Source organism: Desulfobaculum sp., from assembly GCF_054921475.1.
The window spans coordinates 1-20,555 of sequence record NZ_JBUDSW010000026.1 but is presented as its reverse complement, the minus strand read 5'-3'; the positions used below and the strand labels follow the sequence as shown (position 1 = coordinate 20,555).

The 20,555-nt window shown below is 61.2% G+C and carries 17 protein-coding genes; 7 read left to right on the top strand and 10 right to left on the bottom strand.

Annotated elements, in window-relative coordinates:
- Nucleotides 1-263: 263 nt before the first annotated feature.
- The 3 genes from ACY69P_RS02970 to ACY69P_RS02960 all read right to left on the bottom strand — a co-directional run bounded on the left by ACY69P_RS02970 (nt 264) and on the right by ACY69P_RS02960 (nt 3,384).
- Nucleotides 264-551: a PxxKW family cysteine-rich protein gene (locus ACY69P_RS02970; protein WP_404845115.1), complete on the bottom strand. Its 288-nt coding sequence runs from the start codon at nt 549-551 to the stop codon at nt 264-266.
- A gap of 98 nt (nt 552-649) precedes the next feature.
- The gene (locus tag ACY69P_RS02965) at nt 650-2,053 is read right to left on the bottom strand and encodes an amidohydrolase (RefSeq protein ID WP_462326521.1); all 1,404 of its coding nucleotides are present in this window, start codon (nt 2,051-2,053) and stop codon (nt 650-652) included.
- Nucleotides 2,050-3,384, bottom strand: a complete 1,335-nt coding sequence (locus ACY69P_RS02960) for an amidohydrolase (RefSeq protein WP_462326520.1) — start codon at nt 3,382-3,384, stop codon at nt 2,050-2,052. Before ACY69P_RS02960 ends, ACY69P_RS02965 begins: the two co-directional genes overlap by 4 nt.
- Before the next feature lie 523 nt (nt 3,385-3,907).
- On the opposite strand from ACY69P_RS02960, the gene ACY69P_RS02955 reads away from it, so the two are divergent.
- The 3 genes from ACY69P_RS02955 to ACY69P_RS02945 all read left to right on the top strand — a co-directional run bounded on the left by ACY69P_RS02955 (nt 3,908) and on the right by ACY69P_RS02945 (nt 7,260).
- Nucleotides 3,908-5,536, top strand: a complete 1,629-nt coding sequence (locus ACY69P_RS02955) for a BCCT family transporter (RefSeq protein ID WP_459900014.1) — start codon at nt 3,908-3,910, stop codon at nt 5,534-5,536.
- Nucleotides 5,537-5,633: 97 nt separating this feature from the next.
- Nucleotides 5,634-6,554: a glycine betaine ABC transporter substrate-binding protein gene (locus ACY69P_RS02950; protein ID WP_462326519.1), complete on the top strand. Its 921-nt coding sequence runs from the start codon at nt 5,634-5,636 to the stop codon at nt 6,552-6,554.
- A gap of 19 nt (nt 6,555-6,573) precedes the next feature.
- On the top strand, nt 6,574-7,260 hold the full coding sequence (locus ACY69P_RS02945; protein ID WP_462326518.1) for a S1 family peptidase: 687 nt from the start codon (nt 6,574-6,576) through the stop codon (nt 7,258-7,260).
- Nucleotides 7,261-7,333: 73 nt separating this feature from the next.
- Here the strand turns inward: ACY69P_RS02945 and ACY69P_RS02940 are convergent, their stop codons facing one another.
- Both ACY69P_RS02940 and ACY69P_RS02935 read right to left on the bottom strand, forming a co-directional pair.
- Complete coding sequence (locus tag ACY69P_RS02940) at nt 7,334-8,344, bottom strand: methyltransferase family protein (protein ID WP_462326517.1); 1,011 nt, start codon at nt 8,342-8,344, stop codon at nt 7,334-7,336.
- Between the two features lie 31 nt (nt 8,345-8,375).
- Nucleotides 8,376-8,807 carry a MarR family winged helix-turn-helix transcriptional regulator gene (locus ACY69P_RS02935; protein WP_462326516.1) on the bottom strand — a complete coding sequence of 144 codons (432 nt, stop codon included), beginning with the start codon at nt 8,805-8,807 and terminating at the stop codon, nt 8,376-8,378.
- Between the two features lie 345 nt (nt 8,808-9,152).
- Here ACY69P_RS02935 and ACY69P_RS02930 point away from each other — a divergent pair, with 345 nt between their 5' ends.
- From ACY69P_RS02930 to ACY69P_RS02920, 3 genes are all read left to right on the top strand, one after another.
- Complete coding sequence (locus tag ACY69P_RS02930) at nt 9,153-9,713, top strand: GAF domain-containing protein (RefSeq protein ID WP_459900009.1); 561 nt, start codon at nt 9,153-9,155, stop codon at nt 9,711-9,713.
- A gap of 272 nt (nt 9,714-9,985) precedes the next feature.
- Nucleotides 9,986-11,020: a type I glyceraldehyde-3-phosphate dehydrogenase gene (gene gap / locus ACY69P_RS02925; protein ID WP_404845106.1), complete on the top strand. Its 1,035-nt coding sequence runs from the start codon at nt 9,986-9,988 to the stop codon at nt 11,018-11,020.
- A complete protein-coding gene (locus tag ACY69P_RS02920) occupies nt 11,017-12,000 on the top strand; it encodes an L-lactate dehydrogenase (protein ID WP_459900008.1) in 984 nt (327 codons plus the stop codon). The genes gap and ACY69P_RS02920 overlap by 4 nt, the downstream gene beginning before the upstream one ends.
- A 320-nt stretch (nt 12,001-12,320) precedes the next feature.
- Here ACY69P_RS02920 and ACY69P_RS02915 read toward each other — a convergent pair whose 3' ends face one another.
- From ACY69P_RS02915 to hpdB, 5 genes are all read right to left on the bottom strand, one after another.
- On the bottom strand, nt 12,321-12,920 hold the full coding sequence (locus ACY69P_RS02915) for a DUF4125 family protein (protein WP_459900007.1): 600 nt from the start codon (nt 12,918-12,920) through the stop codon (nt 12,321-12,323).
- A 145-nt stretch (nt 12,921-13,065) separates the two neighbouring features.
- A complete protein-coding gene (locus ACY69P_RS02910) occupies nt 13,066-14,046 on the bottom strand; it encodes a glycyl-radical enzyme activating protein (protein WP_462326515.1) in 981 nt (326 codons plus the stop codon).
- An 80-nt stretch (nt 14,047-14,126) separates the two neighbouring features.
- Complete coding sequence (locus ACY69P_RS02905) at nt 14,127-15,422, bottom strand: MFS transporter (protein WP_459900005.1); 1,296 nt, start codon at nt 15,420-15,422, stop codon at nt 14,127-14,129.
- A gap of 85 nt (nt 15,423-15,507) precedes the next feature.
- On the bottom strand, nt 15,508-15,768 hold the full coding sequence (gene hpdC, locus ACY69P_RS02900) for a 4-hydroxyphenylacetate decarboxylase small subunit (RefSeq protein ID WP_462326514.1): 261 nt from the start codon (nt 15,766-15,768) through the stop codon (nt 15,508-15,510).
- A gap of 2 nt (nt 15,769-15,770) precedes the next feature.
- Nucleotides 15,771-18,485 (bottom strand): 4-hydroxyphenylacetate decarboxylase large subunit, encoded by a 2,715-nt coding sequence (hpdB, locus tag ACY69P_RS02895; protein WP_462326513.1) that lies wholly within the window; start codon nt 18,483-18,485, stop codon nt 15,771-15,773.
- A gap of 343 nt (nt 18,486-18,828) precedes the next feature.
- Between hpdB and ACY69P_RS02890 the strand changes: the two genes are divergently transcribed.
- Nucleotides 18,829-20,400 carry a sigma-54 interaction domain-containing protein gene (locus tag ACY69P_RS02890; RefSeq protein WP_462326512.1) on the top strand — a complete coding sequence of 524 codons (1,572 nt, stop codon included), beginning with the start codon at nt 18,829-18,831 and terminating at the stop codon, nt 20,398-20,400.
- Nucleotides 20,401-20,555 lie beyond the last annotated feature (155 nt).

Here is a 20,555-nt window from a genome sequence, read left to right as displayed (position 1 = left end):
TAAAAATTTGGTTCTTCATGAGTGCTCCGTTGGGTGAGAGGAGGCGAAAGAGCGCGGACTGGGATGTGGCCCAAGCCGTACGCCGCGTCTAGGGAATGTGGGTACCTCGAATCGCCGTAGTCCGCCAGCAAAAAGGGGGGGCGGAGCCACGTGCTGGCGTGATGAACGGCGGGAGGGAAGCGGCGCGCGCTGGTGTGGCGTAGGCCTCAACGGAAAAGGGCGGACCTTTCGGCCCGCCCTTTTGATTCCTCGTCAAATGCCGACTAGCGACCTTTGGCGGCGCGCTTGGAGGCCTTGAGGGGGTTAACTTTGACCTTGCCGGCCTTGTCCTTCTCAGCGCGGACATGGGTAGCAAAGTTACAAACGCCGCTGTGCCACTTCAGTTCGGGCTGGGCGTAGGTGGTGCAGTAGTTGCCGGACTCGTGAGCCACGACACGGTCGCACCCTTCACACTTTTCGACAACCTGCTGCAGGGCAACACCGTTGTAGGTGAGGCCTTCGTCAGTCATGACGGCGTCGTCGATGATGGTCTTGCGATGTTTTTTGGCCATGAAATATTTCTCCTCTCTAAATACGACCCGGAAACGGGAAGTGTTTCCTTGGCTGTCTCTCGAAAGCGGGTGAGTATTTATTGATATGGGCGTATTTGTCAAGCCCCAGGATGGGGTTTTCCACTACGGGCCGTATCCACCCACTCCGACAACCTTCGCGCGTTGGCGCGGAGTTCCTCGGTGGTGATGTTGGCGAATGTGCCGTCCGCATAGAGGACGCGGCCGCCAACCATGGTTAGGGCGACGTCGTGCCCTCCTGCCGCGTACACGGCGTGTGAGATTGGGTTGTATACAGGACAAAGGGCTGGTTCGTCGAGCGAAAGTGCAACAATATCTGCGATATTTCCTTCACAGATGCTGCCGAGGCCTTCCCAACCCAGAGCGCGGGCCCCGTTGACGGTGGCTGCGTCCAGCACTGCCGCGGCTGGAACGGCAGTTGGGTCGCCGCTGGAAACCTTGCCCAGCAAGGCGCAGGCCGTCATTTCCCGGAAGAGGTTCAGGCTGTTGTTGCTGGCCGCGCCGTCGGTGCCGAGGCACACGTTGACCCCGGCGGCGAGCAGGTCGCGCACGCGGGCAATGCCGCTGGCCAGCTTCATGTTGCTGCGCGGATTGTGCGCCACGCTGGCCCCGGATGCGGCGATGCGTTCTATCTCGCCGTCGGTCAGGTCCACACAGTGCACGAGCACGCTGCGCGGCGACAGGCACCCCGCATCATCCGCAACCGCCACGGGGCGCTTGCCATACATCTCAAGGGACTGTGCGCATTCGTCGGCGCTTTCGCTGAGGTGAATCATCCACGGCATGTCCATGTCCTCGGCGGCGCGGAAGGTGTCCTTCAGGATGTCCTCGCTGGTGGTGTAGACGCCGTGGGGCGGCATGCAGACGCGGATGGTGTCCGTCTCCGCCACGGCGTCGCGCAGGGCGGCGGTCAGCTCAATGGCTTGCTGCGGCGTATCGTAGGAGCGGGTGGGAAAGCCGAGAATCCCCTCGCCAAGCATGGCGCGGATGCCCATCTGCTGGGCGGCGCGGGCTGTTTCGCTCTCCAGCATATACATATCCGCAAAGCAGGTGGTGCCGGTGCGCAGCATCTCGGCGCAGGCCACGATGGACCCGGCATGCACCAACTGCGGCGTCAGGCCCTTTTCCATAGGCCAAATGTGTTTCTGCAGCCAGACCATAAGGGGCTGGTCGTCGGCGAGGCCGCGAAAGGCCGTCATGGCCGCGTGGGTGTGGCAGTTGATGAGGCCGGGGAGCACCATGTGCCGCGACAGGTCGATGACGCGTGGTGCGTCTGCCTGCTGCGGACGCAGCGCCTCGTGCGGGGTGAGCGCGGCGTCCATGTTGGGGGCAAAGGCGTCGCTGATGGCGGACCAATGGTCCACGGCAACGATATCGCCGCCGGAAATGGCGATGCCTGCGTCCTCTATGACGCGGCGGTCAGCGTCCTGCGTGACGAGGATTCCTGCCCGGATGATGGTATCCGCGTGGGGGAGCGTGCTCATTTGCTGGCGGCCTCCGCTCCGGTCTGCTTGCGAATCCACTCGGCGGCGTCGCGGACTTCCGCGCACAGGGCGGGGTAATCCACGGTGAGGAACGCGCCGTCGCGGTACAGAACGTGGCCGTCCACCATGGTGAAGCGCACGTCGCCACCGCCCGCGGCGTACACCGCGTGGGAAATGGGGTTGTAAATGGGCATCAGGCCGGGCTGGTCAAGGTCGAGGGCGGTGAGGTCCGCGGCCTTGCCCGGAGCAATGCTGCCGATTTCCTCCCACTGCAGACAGGCCGCGCCGCCGCGGGTTGCCATGTCCAGCACCTGCTGGGCCGGGGCGGCTGTGGGGTCGAGGGTGGCGACCTTTTGCAGCATGGCGCAGGAGGCCATCTCCGCGAACATATCGAGGTTATTGTTGCTGCACGCGCCGTCCGTACCGAGGCCGAGGCTGACGCCCGCCGCCTGCATGTCGCGGACACGGGCGATGCCGCTGGCCAGCTTCATATTGCTCTCGGGATTATGCGCCACGTGGGCGCCGGTGCGCGCGAGGGTGGCGACCTCGTCATCGGTGAGGTCCACGCAGTGCGCGGCGAGGGTGGTTGGAGTCAGCAGGCCGAGGCTGTCGAGGTAGGCCACGGGGCGCTTGCCGAATTTTTCCAGACTCTGGGCGGTTTCCGTTTCCGTCTCCGCGAGGTGGATATGCAGCGGGATGCCCAGCTCCTGCGCCAGCTCGTGGGCGCGGGTAAGCAGCTGCGGCGAGGTGGTGTACAGCGCATGCGGCATGACGGCGGTGCGGATGCGCGGGGTGTCCGCGCTGGCGGCGTGCATGCGGCGAACCACGTCAAAGGCGGCGTTCTCATCAGCGTAGGCCGGAGTGGGGAAGGAGAAAATCACCTCGCCAATGCGCGCCCGCATGCCTGTTTCGCGGACGGCGTCGGCAACGGCCTCCTCCATGAGGTACATATCATAAAAGCAGGTTGTGCCGGTGCGCAGCATCTCGCAGCAGCCGAGCAGGGCACTCAGGCGGACAAGCTCGGGCGTCAGCTTTTGCTCCACGGGGAAGATGTGATCCGTCAGCCACTGCATGAGCGGCAGGTCGTCGGCAAGGCCGCGCATCAGCGTCATGGGTGCGTGGGTGTGGGCATTGACAAGGCCGGGCAGCAGCAGGCTGGGGCCAAGGTCGATGGTCTCCTGGGCGGACCAGTTGACGGAAATATCCGCGAACGGGCCGACGGCGGCAATGACGCCGCCCTGTATGGCCACCGCGCCGTCCTGGATGACGTCGCGGGTGTCGTTTTGCGTCACAATCCAGTCGGCGCGGACGAGGGTATCGCATGTATGCATAGGGCTACTCCTTTCGCATGAGCGATGAAGCGTTGTGTTCAAAGGAGAAGTTGTACGGCAAGCCCGTGGTCCCTGCAAGGCGGCGGAGCATGTTTGGCGCTGGCGGGGGGCAGTGGGCGCGGCGAAAAATTGCGGCAAAGCGGCTCGAGATATGGCATACTGCCTTGGTGCTCCCTCCCGGCGGTTGTGCCGGGGCGGCACCGCCCCCCAAACAGGGAAACACGCGCAGCGGGAAGGGTGTTTATGTCACCTTTGCCCGGGCGACCGGGTAGAGAATGGTGAGGAGACATACCCGACTAAAACAGTCCGGTCGGGGTGAATTAGGGTAGGCGGAAGCGGCGTGATATGGAGTATCGCGAGGATTCAGGCTGGCTAAAGCCCGATCGGGTACTTGAAAAATGACAAAAATGTCGCTAGCCTCCCCACCTTCTTCATATCTACGAACCGTCGCACGCATCACACACACATCCTGTATTCGGGAAGCGCTCTTCTTCCCATTGGCGACACAACAGTTGGAGGCACTTTGATTGATAAGGAACCTCATACGCAGTCACAGAAAAGGAATTGGCTAGAGCTTGATGTCAACCCCTATGTTTTCTACATTTCCGCAGGGCTAATCGTCTCGTTCGTTGTCTTGGCCATCTCGTTCCATCAGGCCATTGGCAACTGGTTTGAGACGTTGCAGTCCAACATTGCGAACTACGGGGGCTGGTTCTTCATCTGGACCATGAACATTGCCCTCGTCTTTGCCATCACGCTCCTCCTTGGCCGATTCGGCGATGTCCGCCTTGGCGGCGACGACGCCGAACCAGAGTTCAGCACAACGGCGTGGTTTGCCATGCTGTTTAGTGCGGGCATGGGTATCGGTCTTCTCTTCTACGGCGTTGCGGAACCGATGTTCCATTTTGTGGCCTCGCCCTTTGCGGAGCCTGGCACTCCCGAGGCCGCACGTCTGGCGATGGACCTGTCCTTCCTGCACTGGGGCTTCCACCCTTGGGCACTGTACACCATCGTTGGCCTTTCCCTCGCTTTCTTCTCGTTCAACAAGGGCTACCCGCTGACCATCCGCTCCGTGCTTGCGCCGATTTTGGGCGACAAGGTCAACGGCCCGTGGGGCTACACCGTGGACATTATGGCCACCGTGGCCACGCTGTTTGGCGTTGCGACTTCCCTCGGCCTTGGTGTGCGGCAGGTGAATGCCGGCCTGCACCACCTGTTTGGTTTGCCGCAGACCCCCATTGTGCAGATTGTGCTCATTGCCTGTATTACGGCCATTGCCACTGTCTCCGTGGTGAAGGGACTGGATGCGGGTATTAAGCGCCTGTCCGAGCTGAATATCATGGTCGCCGCCGCGTTGATGTTCTTTGTGCTGGCCGTTGGCCCCACGCTGTTCATCATGAACGCGCTCATCGAGAATATTGGCTTCTACCTGCAGAATCTGCCCCAGCTCTCCACGTGGAGTGAAACCTACGAGAACACGTCGTGGCAGAATGGCTGGACCGTGTTCTACTGGGGCTGGTGGATTGCCTGGTCTCCCTTTGTGGGCATGTTTATCGCCCGCGTGTCCAAGGGCCGCACCATCCGCCAGTTTGTGCTGGGCGTTATGCTGGTGCCGTCCTTTGTGACCTTCCTGTGGATTACCGTCTTCGGCAACAGCGCCCTGAACATTGAAATGTTCGGCTCCGGCCAGATTGCGCAGGCGGTGCAGGAAAACATTCCCGTTTCGCTGTTTGTGCTGCTGGAGAAGTTCCCGCTGTCCGGCTTTACGTGCCTGCTGGCCGTCATCGTCGTCATCACCTTCTTTGTGACGTCGTCGGACTCCGGCTCCATGGTTATCGATATCATCACCGCCGATGGCAACCCCGACCCGCCGGTGCTCCAGCGTTTGTTCTGGGCCATTTCCGAAGGTGTGGTCGCAGGAGCGCTGCTGCTTGGCGGTGGCCTTGTGGCACTGCAAACGGCGGCCATCACAACGGGCCTGCCCTTTGCGGTGGTCATCCTCCTCATGTGCTGGAGTTTGTATAAGGGGCTTGATGAATATGTTGGACCGCAGCGCTTCCGCGTGGAAAAGCGGCCCAAGATTAAGGTGAAGCTCAAAACCAAGCCCAGCCCCAAAACCATCGCACGACTCAATAAGAAAAAAATGCGCTAACGCGTCGTGGGCCGGGTTGCACGCCCGGCCCACGCTTTGCTATCCCGAAAGAGACTATCGGCGTTCCGTGACCAACCAGTGTAACCGGAGGACAGCCATGAAACTCTTACGCCCCTTAGCCCTGCTTGCCATTCTCCTCAGCTTTCTCTGCGTCCCCATCCATGCCGCGCATGCGGATGGCGAGGCTCCCCTTCGGCTCGCGTATGTGAATTGGAAGACCGAGGTCGCCAGCGCCAATCTTATCAAGGCCGTTGTGGAAACCCGGTATGACCGCCCCTGCGTGCTGACGGAAATGTCCCCCCGCGAAATGTGGGCGTCCGTTGCCGAAGGGCGGCAGGATGTTCTGGTTGGCGCATGGCTCCCCCGAACACAGGCCGACTACTACAGCGAGTTTGGCAGCAAGGTTGATGACCTTGGCGCAAACCTTGCGGGTGCGCAGCTTGGGCTGGTTGTGCCCGATGTAAACGTTGGCCGTCTGCCCAACGAGACCGGCCAGCGCAACGCCCCCTATATCCCCGTGACCAGCATCCCCGAATTGAAAAAGTATGCGAAGCGTTTTGACGGGCGCATCATCGGCATCGACCCCGGTGCAGGCGTGATGCACAGAACCCGCGAGGCGCTGCAGGTGTACGGGCTGGATAATATGCGTCTGGTTGAAGGCGACGAGGACACCATGCTGGAGGAGCTGTCACGGGCTATTCAGCGGCAGGAGTGGATTGTCGTTACGGGGTGGACGCCGCATTGGATGTTTGGTGTGTGGAAGCTGCGCATGCTGGAGGATCCCAAGGGAGTCTTTGGCACGGCGGAATCCATCCACACCATTGCCCGTAAGGGCTTAGAGCGGGATATGCCTGGCGTGTACGAGTTTTTGGATCATTTCCATTGGACGCCCAAAGAGATGGGTCTGCTCATGACATGGATTGAACTGGACGATGGCCTTGACCCCTACGGCAAGGCGCTGCGCTGGGTGGAGACCCATCCTGCGCAGGTGAATTCGTGGATTGGCCGTCGTCCCTAACAGATAGGATTTGTTCACTATGTTCGTTTCCGCTTCTCATAAGTACCAGCACGCGACGATGATGCTCATGCGCCAGCACGGCGAGGGTGGTGCCATTTTCCTTGGTACTGCTTTTATCTGCCACAGCGAAGGCTTTCTGCTGACCGTTAAGCACCTGTATGGTGATAACCCTGACGACCTCGTTGTTGTCCCCGCCCGTTCCACGGACGAATACCAGACCATCGTGCGCGAAGAGGTGACCCCGCTTTCCGTGCAAGTGGTGGCTGAGGACCCGGGCAGCGACGTGGCGCTGCTGCGTTTTGAGCCTGCGTTGACCTTCCAGACGCCGGACCATCTGATTGGCAACAGCGAAACGTTGGCCATTGGCGCCAGCGTGCTGAGCCTTGGTTTTCCCTTTGGCAACCAGCGCCTGCACAGCCTTGCCGCTGTGTCGTCCATTGTGTCCAGCAAGGTCATCATGCCCAAGGGCTATCAGGAAATCCTCATCGACTCCCGCGTCCATATGGGCGACAGGGGCGGTCCGGTCATTTCCGTTGAGGACGAGCGCATCGTCGGCCTTGTGTGGGGACGCTTCTGCCCCATGCGCGACGGCTCGGACATCCGCGGCGCCATATGCGAAGGCTCCATGGATACCAATATCTCCGCCGTTGTCCCTATTGAGTACGGCGTGAGCCTTATGGAAGAAGAGGGGCTGGAAATTTTCTAGCCCTGTGCAACTGCGTGAATTGACGGGACGGAAGGCCTTGGCCTTCCGTCCCTTTTTTTATGCGCGGTCGCCGTTAGGCGGGCTTTTGTCCGGCAAGGAGCAGGATGCCCGTGGTGGGGGAAACCTGTGCGTGGAGGTTGGTCAGCCCTGCGGCGTGCAGGTGCCCCAGCATGGCTTCCCGGTCAAGGTGGTGGGTGGGGTAGCCGCTGAGGACGGTGAGAAACTCCGTAAACGCCTGCGCTGGGTGCCACGCCTCATCTTCTGGGCGGGCGCAATGGCAGGCCACAAACCATCCGCCCGGAGCGAGGGCGGCGGTCACTTTGCCAAGGATGGCGTCCATGGCGTCGTGCATGCCGTACAGCACGTGCGAGGCAAAGACGAGGTCGTAGTCTGCGCCAAGGGAATCATCTGTGCGCAGGTCCATGGGGCGGGTGGTCATGCGGTCCGCGTAGCCCTTTTCGGCGTGGAAGGCGCGGATGGTGTCCGCAACGCTGGGCAGGTCGCACACCGTTGCTGTCAGGCTGGGATTTTGGTCCAGCAGGGCCATGCTGTAATAGCCATGGTTGCCGCCCACATCGCACATGGTCTTGAACCCGGAGAATCCGGGTAGAGCGGTGATGAAGGCTGTGGACTCCTGCAGCATGCCGCACAGGGCGTAGTTGCCAAGGCTTTCAAGGGCGTCGCGGCTGGCCCAGCCTGTGTCGGTGCGGTCGCGTTCCTTGTGGTCCGGGTGCAGGATCCGCTCGGTGATGCTCTGGGAGAAGGTTTCGTAATGCTTGAGTTGTAGGTCCAGTTCCGCGCCGCGGTAGGCCGGGGAGGAGGTGGCCAAAAATTCCTGCGCCGTTGGCGTGTTGTGGTAGGTGTCACCCTTGCGTTCAAGAAGACCGATGGCGGTCAGCACATCCAAAAAGCGCGCGCAGACATCCGCGCGGCATCCAAGGCGTGCCGTAACGCCATCCGCCGTGGCGGGCAAATAATCAAAAACGCGCATCTCAAGGGCAGCGGTCAGCAGATTGCTGAACTGGGACTGGATAATGAGGCGCTCGATGGGACGAAAGTCCGCGGTAACTTCGGGCACGAACATGGTTCGCTCCTTCCCCCGCAGTGCGGGGAGGTCAGGTGTCGTCGAGATAGTTGTCCATCCAACAGTCCATCTCGAAGAACAGCTGTTTGACGATGCGGCGCTGGTCGGCGTCCAACCCCTCAAGAAAAGCCAGAAAACGCTGGTCGCGTTGGTCGTGGAAGGTGTCGTGCGCGGCGGCGACGCGTTCACCCTCTGCGGTGGGGTGGATGAGCATGCGTGAGGTATTGGCCGGGTCCGGGGCCTTGTCCACCAGCCCTTTGTCCGTCAGGCGCGCCACCACCTGCGACACCGCCCCGCGCGTGACGGCGGTCTCCCGTGCAATTTCACTGACGTAGGAGCGCCCCTTGCCGGTGATGAAGGCGAGGGTGTGGATTTCCACCGGGTGCAGGGCGTAGCCGCCAAAGTCGTAGGCGCGCTTGGCCACGCGGCTGAACTTGTGCAGGAAGCGTTGCAGATGCTGCATGTGTAGGTCTTTGGGGTAGTTTGGCATGGGTGGAGTGTATAGGGCCTATACACCTTTTGGCAAGCACGAAGTGACTTTTTGCGGATGCATTTGGCGGGAGGGCGCAGGCTGTGGCATAGTGGGAATTTGGTGGGGGTGGACTGTGGCGCACTGGCGGCGGCTGGCGCCGTGGTGATGCGCCGAAAAGTGTTTCCGTCCTATACACCGGATGCGATACTTGGTATCGAAAAAGTGTTTGTCAGGTGTGGTTCTTTGTCCGTTTTGACCCGTTTGGGTTGGCGGGGAACCCTGACGCAGCGAAAAAAGCCGAGTACCGGCAGATATCCCAAACCAAAGGAGTCTCCCATGCAACGTTACGAGCGGTACTACAGATCGCTCTTTGCCGTGGCGCTGGCCATCAACTCCAGTCTGGATTTCAAGGAAGTCCTGCTCACGGTCACGCTGAAGGCAACGGAAGCCCTGGAGGTCAAGGGGTGCTCCCTGCGGCTTTTGGACCGCACGGAAAAGCAGCTCCTGCCCAGCGCCAGCTACGGCCTGTCGCAGAAATACATGCGCAAGGGCTCGGTGGAGGTGGAAAAGAGCGGCGTGGACCGCGAGGCCCTTGCCGGCAATTCCGTCTATATCGCGGACGTCACCACCGACGAACGCTTCCAGTACAAGGAGCAGGCCCGCGAGGAGGGCATTGTGTCCCTGCTGGTTCTTCCGCTTAGGGCGCAAAAGCGCAACATTGGCGTGCTGCGCTTCTATTCCGAGCGCCCGCGCGAGTTTGACGCGGACGAGCAGGAATTTGCGCGCAGCGTTGCCGCGCTGTCCGCGGTGGCTCTGGACAACGCCCGTCTCTACCAGACGCTCAAGCGCGACTACGAGACGCAGACGTCCTTTGAGTACAGAATTTTTGAGGACTAGCGCCGCCATGCGCCGGGCCTTGTCTGGGCCGCGCCGTAAGGCGTGACTGGGCATGGGCGGCGCCGCAGTACACGTGCGGCATGCGCGTAAAGACAGATGCAACATCCCACTAATCCGGATGCGAGGGGCGGCACGCCCGCGCGGCATGGTCCGCGCGGCGGCTGAGGGCGGCGCCACATGCGCCGCGGCCAAGGGTGCCCCGGCCCACTCTGGGAAACCGGCGTACCACAGTGGCCCCAGCATGCCCCCGTCCGGCAGAGGAGATTGACGTAATGAGTACATGGAAAATCGGCATCAACGGCTTTGGCCGAATCGGTCGGCAGGTCCTCAAGGCGGTGCATGAGCGATGGAGCGACCAGCTGGAAGTTGTCGCCATTAATGACCTGTTTGACGTCGGCACTAACGCCCACTTACTCAAGTACGACACCAACTACGGGCGCGCGCCCGTCGATGTCGGCTTCAAGGAAAGCGACGGCGGCCTGTCCACCGGCAGCATCCAGTATGGCGATTGGGACGTCACCAGCTTTGCCCTGCGCGACCCGCGGGATATCCCGTGGGGCGACCTTGGCGTGGATATTGTGGTGGAGTCCACAGGCATCTTCCGCACCGGGCCGCAGGCCAGCGCGCATATGAACGCCGGCGCCAAAAAGGTCATCATCTCGGCCCCGGCCAAGGAAGAGGACCTCACCGTCGTCCTTGGCGTGAACCATCAGGATTACGACCCGGACAAGCACCACATTGTGTCCAACGCCTCGTGCACCACCAACTGCCTTGCCCCTGCGGCCAAGGTTATCCATGACGCGTTCGGCATCGACTCCGGCCTGATGTGCACCATCCACTCCTTTACCAATGACCAGCGCATTCTTGACCTGCCGCATAAGGACCTCCGGCGGGCGCGCGCTGCGGCGCAGAATATCATTCCTACGTCCACAGGCGCGGCCAAGGCCGTGGCCCTCGTTATTCCCGAACTCAAGGACCGCATCGACGGCTACTCCCTGCGTGTGCCGACGCCGACGGTCTCCATCGTGGACTGCGCCCTTGTCCTGAACAACGACGCCACCACCGAAGACCTGCGAAAGGTGCTGAAGGAAGCCGCACAGGGCGAGCTGAAGGGGATTTTGGACTACAGCGGCGAGGCCCTCGTCTCCATGGACTTTAAGGGCAATCCCAATTCGTCCATTGTCGAGGAGCAGCACACCCTTGTGAAGGGCAAGCGCCTTGCCAAGCTGGTGACGTGGTACGACAACGAGTGGGGCTATTCCTGCCGCGTGGCGGACCTCGCCAAACTCATGAAGGATAAGGCATGACAGCAACACCGCGTCTGAGTTTGCCCAAAGTGGCAGTTGTTGGCGTTGGGGCGGTGGGTATGGCCTTTGCCTATGGCGCGGCCATGCGCGGCCTTGCCCGCGAAATCGTGCTGATGGACATTGATAAGGAGCGCGCGGCGGGCGAGGCTATGGACCTCTCCCACGCCACGGCCTATTCCCGGTCCGTCAGCATTACCTCCGCTGGCGTCACGCCCGAGGATTACGACACGGCGTGCCGCGGCGCGGATATCGTCATTGTGACGGCGGGCAAGGCGCAGAAGCCCGGCCAAAGCCGCATGGAGCTTTTGCAGGAGAATGCGGGCATTATTACCCGCATTGTCAAGGACATACAAAACGTGTCGCCAACGCCCATTATCATCATCGTCACCAATCCGGTGGACGTGATGACCGCTGTGGCCGTGCAGGCATCCACCCTTGCGCCCGGACATGTGTTCGGCTCCGGCACGGTGCTGGATACCGGGCGCTTTCGGCGGCAGTTGGCCAACCTCTGCGCGGTGGACGTTAAGAGCGTGCACGCGCATGTCCTTGGCGAGCATGGCGACAGCGAGGTGTGCGTGTGGAGCCGCGCCAATGTCTCCAATGTACCCTTGGAGCACTTCTGCCAGCAGCGGGGCATAGTCATTGACGACGCCACCCGCCAGCGCATTGATACCGACGTGCGCCGCGCCGCGTATGAAATCATCGACCGCAAGGGCGCCACGGCCTATGGCATTGGCGCGTCCCTGTGCCGCATTCTGGAGGGGATAATCCGCGACTCCAAGACCATCCTCACGGTGTCCGCACCGGCAAAGGGTCTGCATGGTCTTGATGACGACGTGTGCATTTCCCTGCCGTGCGTTATTGGAGCCAGTGGCGTGGAGCAGGCGCTGGAGACGCCCCTTGCGGAGGCGGAGCTTGCGGCGCTCCAGCAGTCCGGCGCAGTGATTCACGAGGCCATCACATCCTTGAAGGAGGCGTAGCCCACATCGCCATGGCGGGCGGAGGGCGCGCGGCGGTATCTTTGGAGAAAGCCTTGACAAAGGAGAAAGTTCGGACGATGACCATAGGTCTTGCCGACCTTTCGTGGCATACAATATTCCCAGTTGAGAACCCACCGGGCGCGAACCGTCCGGGGAGGTTCGCCGGGCTTAGGCACACTGATTCCATGCGGCTTCGCGCCCCAAGGGATCTTTGCATATTGTGACTATCAGCGATTCGTCACAAGACCCCTCGCAATACGGCTCCCTGCTGCACACAGGGAGCCGTATTTTTTTAGCCGTGGAGTCTTTGCCGAAGGGGATTATGCCGCGCCCGTGTCCGCTCCTGTGGTGTTGTCGGCGCTTTGGGCGCTGCGGCGCTGCTGTTCTATCTGGTTGCGGTGTGCTGTGGACTCGTAGCCTGTATGGCGGAAGAGGTTGTCGTAGCGCTCCTCCACAAGGTTGCGCCCCGCGCGGCGCGAGTCCACCACAAAGCTGTGCAGGCGCTCCAGCGTATTGAGGGACAGCGTTTCCAATTCGCACGAGATGTAGGTCCGAAAGGCCTCGCCCTTGGACTCGAACAGGGCCGGGTAGCGGCTGTGCATCTCGCGCATCCATGCCATTTCCGTATCCACTATTTCATCAATGAGCAGAGACTCGCGAATGGGGGGCATGCGGCCTTCCATGCGCGCGTATTTTTCCACCATGAGGTTGCGGTCGTAGCCCTTGGCCTCCTGCAGGTCGCCAAGGTAGGCGTCCAGCACGTTTTGCGGCATGACGGAGTGCGTCATCCAGCGCATGGTGCGGAAGGTTTGCAGGTGGTCCTGACAGGGCGTGTGGACGCTGGAATAGACGGACTTGAACATCTCCAGCTCCAAATCCACGATGCGTTCTATGGTGCGCTGTGTTTGCGTATCCTTCATGGGTGTTGCTCCCGTGGGCGGCGGAAAGGGCCGTCCGCTTAAGGATTCTGCGCGCCGCGTGTGCGGCGTATGTGGCGGGGGCTCTGCCCGCGCCGTGGTCGAAGCGCCGCGCGCCCCCCAAGGGCCGCGCGGCGGGCGATGCGGCCTAGAACGGTGTGTTCCAGCCAAGGAAGCAGAACAGGCCGTAGCTTTCGGCAATGTCCTTAAGGTGGTTCATCTGCTCGTCCGAAGGGGCGGGCTGTTCGGCGTAGGCGTATGTGCGCCCCAGCTGCCGGTATTTGGATTCCCCAAGGCGGTGGAAGGGCAGGAAGTTGACCACATCAAGGCCAATGTCGCGGATGAAGGCCACCGTGGCCTCAATGTTCTCGTCCGAGTCGTTGGCACCGGGGATGACGGGCATGCGCGGGATGAGCGCGCCGTTCCAGTCGCTTTGGGCCAGCAGGCGGATGTTTTTATGGATGAGTTCGTTGCCAACGCCGGTGAGGCGCTTGTGGCTGGCGGAGTCCATGTGCTTGAGGTCCGTGAATATCCAGTCCACAGAGCGGGTGGCCTTCAGGTAGAATTCGGTTTCTATGCAGGAGGTGGTTTCAATGCAGGTGTGCATGTAGTGCTCCTTGCATGCCTTCAGCATGGCAAGGATGAAATCCTTCTGCATGAGCGGCTCGCCGCCGCTGAAGGTGACGCCGCCGTTCGCTCCCCAAAACTGTCTGTCGCGCTGGAGGATGCGCATCAGTTCGTCCACGGTGAAGCGCTCGCCACTGACGACGAGACCCTCGTGGTAGCAGGTGTCCAAACACTCGTGGGTGGTGCACCCGTCGCACTTGGCTCTGTCGAAGACGAGCACGCCGTCCTGCACCGAGGGCGCGCCAACAGGGCAGGTTTCAATGCAGTTGCCGCAGCACTGGCACTGGCTGGACCGGTGCATCATCACGGGCGAGTGGAACAGCCCTTCGGGATTACTGCACCACACGCAGTGCAGGGGGCAGCCGTTCAGGAAGACGGTGGTACGCGTGCCCGGACCATCGTGGACGGAGTGCCCCTGTACGTCGAAAATCAGCCCGGTGGGCTGCGGCGTCAGGCCTGCGGCTGGTGTTGGTGACGTCTGGGGATGAATAACCTTGTACATGTCGCTTCCTTGGGGCTTGGTATGGTTCAGGCCGGGGCGCACACGCGTGCGCCCCGGTGGTCAGTCTGGTTCAGAAGGGGTTACGCCTGACTGGCGACCTTTTCCCGGGCGTCAACGGGCTGTGTGGCCAGTGGCAGGGTGGAGGCCAGCAGCATGGAGACAATGAAGGAGCCAAGGGCAAACAGGATGGAGTAGGTGTAGCTGCCCGTGGAGTCCTTGAGGTAGCCGCCGATGAGCGGACCGATGAACGGTCCAATGCCCATCACGATGAGCGTGGCGAGGCCCCATATCTTGCCAAGGGTCTTGCGGCCGTAGACCGCGCCCGTGTAGCCCACCACGCCGCCGGGAACCACGGCCCAGTAGATGGCGAAGATGAAGCAGGCCAGAATGCCCAGCAGGGTGGTTGTGGCGGTCTGCATCAAGAGCAGGCCGCAGGCGATGGCGCCGGTAAAGGGACCGAAGATGAGCATGCGCTTGCGTCCCTGCGATTCGCACTTGGACGCCTGCACCACCTTGTCCGCCACAATGCCCATGAGCGGCATGGAGAAGATGCCCACCACGCCAATGGTGACGTAGAGGTTGGTGGCCTTGGGCAGGGAGATGCCAAGGTCGGCGGTCCAGTAGCTGACCATCTGCGTCCACACGAGGAACTCGGCCAGCATGCTGGTCAGGAAGGTGAGGATGACGCACCAGATGGGATAGGTGGAGAAGGCCTCGCGGATACTCCACACGTATTCGGCTGCGGATGGCGTGCTGGAGGGCACCTCGCCAAAGGGTTCCATGCCGTAGTTTTCGGGGTTGCGCTTGGCGACTATGGTCGCCAGCAGCAGGCAGCCAAGGGTCAGGATGCCCAGCAGCTGCATGGCGGAGCGCCACGCGTCGCCCTGTGCTCCGGCAAGGCTCTCCTTGACGAACAGGCTCATGATGACCTGCGACATGGGCGCGCCCATGAAGGCGAGGCCGAACATCTTGGCGTAGTCCTTGCCCACGTACCATTTGCGCACACTAATGGTGGACGACACCCACAGCATGCCCGTGGCGATGCCCGCCAAGACGCCGTAGGAGAAGTAATAGAACGGCAGGCTGGTGGCGTAGCTGGTGACGTAGAAGCCCGCCGCGCCAAAGATGGCCGCGCAGAAGTACACGGGCTTGGTGCCCCACTTGTCCAGAATCATCCCGCACATGAAGGCGAAGATGGCGTAGAACATCATCATCAGGGAGTAGCCGAGGGTAATCTCGGCCTGACTCCAGCCCATGTCCGTGCTCATGGGCACCTTGAGGATGGAGAAGGTGGCGCGGTAGCCGAACAGGCAAAAGAGCGCCAGCCACGAGGCGACAACCACGGACCATCCGTAGAGTTTGTTCTTGCTTTGCATAGTGAACCTTCTTCTTGAGGGGGCGGCTGGCCGCCCGGTGGAAAAAAGGCCGGGAGGATGTTCCTCCCGGCCGCTCGTGGTGGGGCTATTTGGCCTTGAACATCTCGCAGGTGACTGCCGTCATGTCGCCGTACGCCATGAACCTTGGTTCCTGCTGGCTGGCTTGGCAGACGCCGTCGAAGGTGTCCGTGCCCTCGTAGTTCGCGCAGAACTTGCACTTGGGCAGCATGGTGTAGCCTTCGGGCGCTGCGGTGTCGCCCTTGACCATTTCGCCGGTGAGGCGGTCCAGACCCTTGTCCACGTCAACGGGCACGAATTCACGGGTGTCGCGGTATTCCAGTTTCATGTCTAAATCCCCTCGTATTCGGTTCTTGCGATGAGTTCGTCCTGCACGGACTTGCCGATTTCCACCCAGTACTGGGTAAAGCCCGCCACACGGACCATCAGGTCGCGGTATTCATCAGGCTTGTCCTGCGCGCGGCGCAGCATCTTGGAGTCCACCACGTTGTACTGCACGTGGAAGCCGCCCTTGCGCATGTAGGCCTGCGTGAGGTCCACGAGCTTGCGGGAGCCTTCCACGCCCTTGATGGCGCTGGGGTGGATCTTGATGTTGAGCTGCGAGTTCTGCGACATGGAGTGGTCCCATACCGAGGCCGAGCTCATGAGGGCGAAGGGACCGTTGCGGTCCGTGCCGGGGTAGGCGGACAGGGAGGCGTCCGCGAAGGTGGTGCCGGACAGGCGGCCGTCCGGGCTGGCAATGGTGGCCGAACCCATGGCTCCGTGCGTGGAGACGGAAATCTGGCACGCGTAGAGCGGGTGACCGTACAGGGACTCGTAGTTGTAGCAGTCCGGGCAGAAGAAGTTCTCCCAGTCGAGGAGGATTTCGTCCGCGTAGGGGTCGTCGTTGCCGTACTTGGGCGCCTGCAGGCACTCAAAGTGCAGCTTGTTCCACTGGCCCTTGTCGTCATCGCGCTTCTGCTGGTCCGCGATGGAGAAGGAGTTGACCTCGTGCGCGGTGCGGAAGCCGAAGTTCTCCAGCATGGCGCTGCGGAAGGTATCGAGGTCCACCTTCTTGTCGTCGAACACCAGCTTGCGCAGGGCGGCCATGGAGTTCACGAACGTGATGGTACCGGTGGATTCCACGTTGTAGGTGGCGTTGTAGCGGTAGCCGAGTTCGTTGATCAGATGGCCGGAGTCCAGGCAGTCGGGCTTGAGCATGGACTGGAAGACGCCCATGTTGTTCTTGCGCCAGACGTCGTGCTGGATGTTGTTGGTCAGGGTGAGGACGTCTACGGCCTCCTGCCAGTACAGCTTGAACTGCTCCCAGATTTCCTCGTAGGTTTCCAGCTTCTTGCCGTGCGGGGCAAACACGCGCTCGCCCGTGCGCTGGTCCAGACCGTCAAAGAGGGTCAGTTCCAGAATCTTGGGCATGGAGACAAAGTGTACGCCAACACTGGTGGGCTGGCCGCAACCGCCGGGAATCCAGTATTCTTTGCCATTCAGGTGCAGGGGCTTCCAGCAGCCTGCGGAGGTTTCAAGGCAGCCGCCAATGGCCCATGCGCGGGCTTCCTCAGTGGTCATGCCGTCGGGGCCGTAGTGGGCGGTCAGGAACTCCAGAGCAATCTGGTTGTTCATGAACGCCGGGTAGCCAGCGCCCGTCTTGATGACTTCCGCCGCCAGAACGAGGAAGTCCTCGGGCAGTTTTTCGTCGTAGAGCAGGGCAATGGTGGACTGCGGCATGGCGTTGGACGCCGCGGCCTTGAGGATGAGGTACTCCAGACGGTTGGTGGCGGGGCGGCCAAACTTGTCCAGACCGCCAACGGATACCGTGTTGAACGTGTTGCCGGACAGCACGCCGCCCACAACACCCATGGAGGCGAAGCAGTCGATGGAGGTCTTGACGATGCGGTCCAGTTCCAGCAGCTCCAGGGCTTCGTCTTCGGTCAGGCGGCCGGCGGCCATGTCCTGCTCAAAGTAGGGGTACAGCACCTGACCGATGCGGCCCGGGGACATGCCGGAGATGGCGTCCTCGTTCAGCACGGCAAGGTGGACCGTCTCAATCATCTGGAACGCCTCGCGGAAGGTGCGCGGCGGGTTGTGGGCGATCCATTCGAGGCACTCGGCGATTTCCGCGTATTCTGCACGCTGGGTTTCGTCCTGCTCGACGGATTCGAGGCGGCGGGCTTCCTTGGCGTAGTTCAGCACCCAGTTCTGCACGCCTTCCACAACGTTGATGACGGCCTCGTAGTTGTAGAGGCGGTTCATGCCGACCAGACCGTCGCCGTCGGCGCGTCCGGCCACCTCGTCCTTCAGCTCGCGCGCCATCTTGATGATGCCGTCAAAGCCGTATTCCAGCGGATAGTAATAGTTGATGACCTCGCGGCCCTGCGGGAGGGTGTAGCCGGAGTCGAACATGCACACGATGCTGCGCATGATCTGTTCCTTGGTCTCGTAGTTCGGGACCATCTTCTCGTACTTGTTGCCGAGGTCGTCCACGGACTTGCCCACCCACATCTTGGACAGCTTGACCAGAGCGGGGATTTCTTCCTGCCGCATGCCGAACTTGCCCGCGATGGAGATGACCTTGCCGAAGCTGGCAACGACGTTGCCGCCGCCGGAGCCGAACTTGGAGTGCTCATCAGCGGAGGCGGAGCCACGCTTCATGGCTTCCTGATACAGCTCGTCCTCCTGCGCCACGTAGAAGCCCTCGGACAGCCACGGCATGGGGAAGGAGCCACGGAAGTAGTGCGCCTTGTGCATGACCAGCTTCTCACCGGGGAAGATGACCGGGGTGAGGTTGCTGAACGCGCGCTTCAGGGCCTTGGCCCGGCGGACGACGGGAATCTCGTTGTCCAGCTTCACGTACTCGCGGGTGTACCAGTAGGGGAACTCGTTGTTTGCGGACGACAGCGTCTGCATGAAGATGTTCTTGAGTTTCTGAACCCGCTCGTGGGGCTCAAGGACGATCTCGCGGTCCACGATTTCTTGGGGTGCGGTGCCGCACGCCTGGAAATCCATGGAGATGCCCGCATCTGCCATAACTTCCTTGAATGTTTTAGCCATGTGAGGCCTCCGTTTGAGTGGTGAATGAAACTGTGTGTCGCTTCATGACACCCGGAGCATTACAGGGAGTGTGCCAAGGCCACTGCGGGGGAAGGGTTTTCAAAATTCAGCATACATTTCAGTATGTTATATGAATATGCAAACTGGACTCTTGTGCTATGAAATAGCGGGATGTGTAACGCAGCGTGACACGCCACCGCGCTGGGCCGTGCGCTCAAAACGCCGGAAATCGAGGATTGACAAACTCTTCACATATGTGTCTGTGTGTGACACGGGTGTCACGCCGCGTTACACCCATTGCGACACGCTTGATGTGAACCGTGACAAAATCTGGAGGACACTCATGCAAGGGCTGAAGGTCGATTCCCGGAATCTCAAGCGGGCAGGTCTGCTGGTCTCTCACGCACTGGATGGCAACACGTTGGATGTGGAGTCGTTTCCCAAGGGGGTGGACGTTCTGGACGGAGTGGAGCGGTTTGCGGACATCAAGCACCTCATCGAATTTCAGCGCAAGATTATCGACTACTGTGCGGATGCGCTTATGGTCGTTGATACGGAAGGGTACATCATCTACATCAACGATAGCTTCTGCGAGGTCCACAACGTCCGCACATGTGAAGTGCTAGGGCGCCACGTGACCGAAGTCATAGAGAACACACGCATGCATATCGCCGCGCAGACCAGCGAGGCGGAGCATGATCACTTTCAGGATATATGTGGCAAGCCGTACGTGGTCTCGCGCATTCCCATTGTGGAGAAGGGGGAGTGTGTGGGCGTGGTGGGGATGATCCGCTTCCGGTACATGGAGGAGGTGCAACTCCTCACCAACAAGATCAAGTCCCTGCAAAACAAGATTAAGGACCTGCGCCAGCTGCGGTCCGCGCATACGGACACGCGCTACACCTTCGACCGCATCGTGGGCGTGGCCCCGAAGCTGCGCCACGCCAAGAGCGTAGCCATGCAGGCCGCGCAAACGGACGTGACCATGCTCCTGCAGGGCGAGTCCGGCGTGGGCAAAGAGGTCTTTGCCCAGAGCATCCACAACCACAGTCTGCGCGCTTGTGGCCCGTTTATCCGCCTCAACTGCAGCGCCATTCAGGAAACCATTATCGAGAGCGAACTGTTCGGCTACGAGGAGGGCGCATTTACGGGCGCGCGCAAGGGCGGACGCAAGGGCAAGTTCGAACTGGCGGACAAGGGGACCATCTTTCTCGACGAGAGAGGTGACATGCCGCTCTCTGCACAGGTGAAGCTGCTGCGCGTTATTCAGGAGAAGGAAGTGGAGCGCCTTGGCAGTGAAAAGCGCCAGAAGGTGGACGTGCGCATCATCGCCGCCACCAACCGCAACCTCAAGGATATGGTGGCGCAGGGCACCTTCCGCGAGGATTTGTTCTATCGCCTGAATGTCATCCCGGTCACCATCCCGCCCCTGCGCGAGGTGCTGGAGGAGATTCCCCGCCTCGCCAAGCAGCTGTGGCGCGAGATATCGCGCGAGCACGGCATCTTCCACAAGCGACTGACCCCGGAGTCCATCCTCGCCCTGCAGCACCACAGTTGGCAGGGCAATATCCGCGAGCTGAAAAACGTGTTGGAATGCCTGCTGGTTATGGTGAAGCACGACCGCATCGGCAAAAGCGACGTCCAGCGCGTGCTGATTCAGAACTCCGTCACCCCCCGCCCGGATGAAGACATGCTGGATGATGATTCCTTTAGCCTGTGCTCCATGGTGGAGAAGACCGAGCGCCGCGCCATCCGTTCCGCGCTGGCCACCGCCGAAGGGAACCGCTCCAAGGCCGCGAAGCTTCTCGGCATATCGCGTCCGCTTTTGTACAAGAAGATAGCCAAGTATGAAATAAGCGACATGGAGGGGCGTCCACAGTGTACGGAGCGGGAGCCTGATCCCGCCGTGTCATAACAGGGCGTGCGGGCGCGCCAGACCGGGGCCGTAGCGGTCCGTTGGGCTTTCTCGGTCCCGTGGCATACTTTGCGCGCGTTGTCTGGAAAATCGTGGCATTTTTGGTGCGCCGCAGTCTTTCGTTGGCCTTTGGGCAAGGGATGGACCGGGCGAGT

Excerpts from the sequence above, each read along its gene's own strand:
- ACY69P_RS02970 (WP_404845115.1), bottom strand. The coding sequence starts at position 551 with ATGGCCAAAAAACATCGCAAGACCATCATCGACGACGCCGTCATGACT.
- ACY69P_RS02965 (WP_462326521.1), bottom strand. The coding sequence starts at position 2,053 with ATGAGCACGCTCCCCCACGCGGATACCATCATCCGGGCAGGAATCCTC.
- ACY69P_RS02960 (WP_462326520.1), bottom strand. The coding sequence starts at position 3,384 with ATGCATACATGCGATACCCTCGTCCGCGCCGACTGGATTGTGACGCAA.
- ACY69P_RS02950 (WP_462326519.1), top strand. The coding sequence starts at position 5,634 with ATGAAACTCTTACGCCCCTTAGCCCTGCTTGCCATTCTCCTCAGCTTT.
- ACY69P_RS02945 (WP_462326518.1), top strand. The coding sequence starts at position 6,574 with ATGTTCGTTTCCGCTTCTCATAAGTACCAGCACGCGACGATGATGCTC.
- ACY69P_RS02940 (WP_462326517.1), bottom strand. The coding sequence starts at position 8,344 with ATGTTCGTGCCCGAAGTTACCGCGGACTTTCGTCCCATCGAGCGCCTC.
- ACY69P_RS02935 (WP_462326516.1), bottom strand. The coding sequence starts at position 8,807 with ATGCAGCATCTGCAACGCTTCCTGCACAAGTTCAGCCGCGTGGCCAAG.
- ACY69P_RS02930 (WP_459900009.1), top strand. The coding sequence starts at position 9,153 with ATGCAACGTTACGAGCGGTACTACAGATCGCTCTTTGCCGTGGCGCTG.
- gap (WP_404845106.1), top strand. The coding sequence starts at position 9,986 with ATGAGTACATGGAAAATCGGCATCAACGGCTTTGGCCGAATCGGTCGG.
- ACY69P_RS02920 (WP_459900008.1), top strand. The coding sequence starts at position 11,017 with ATGACAGCAACACCGCGTCTGAGTTTGCCCAAAGTGGCAGTTGTTGGC.
- ACY69P_RS02915 (WP_459900007.1), bottom strand. The coding sequence starts at position 12,920 with ATGAAGGATACGCAAACACAGCGCACCATAGAACGCATCGTGGATTTG.
- ACY69P_RS02910 (WP_462326515.1), bottom strand. The coding sequence starts at position 14,046 with ATGTACAAGGTTATTCATCCCCAGACGTCACCAACACCAGCCGCAGGC.
- ACY69P_RS02905 (WP_459900005.1), bottom strand. The coding sequence starts at position 15,422 with ATGCAAAGCAAGAACAAACTCTACGGATGGTCCGTGGTTGTCGCCTCG.
- hpdC (WP_462326514.1), bottom strand. The coding sequence starts at position 15,768 with ATGAAACTGGAATACCGCGACACCCGTGAATTCGTGCCCGTTGACGTG.
- hpdB (WP_462326513.1), bottom strand. The coding sequence starts at position 18,485 with ATGGCTAAAACATTCAAGGAAGTTATGGCAGATGCGGGCATCTCCATG.
- ACY69P_RS02890 (WP_462326512.1), top strand. The coding sequence starts at position 18,829 with ATGCAAGGGCTGAAGGTCGATTCCCGGAATCTCAAGCGGGCAGGTCTG.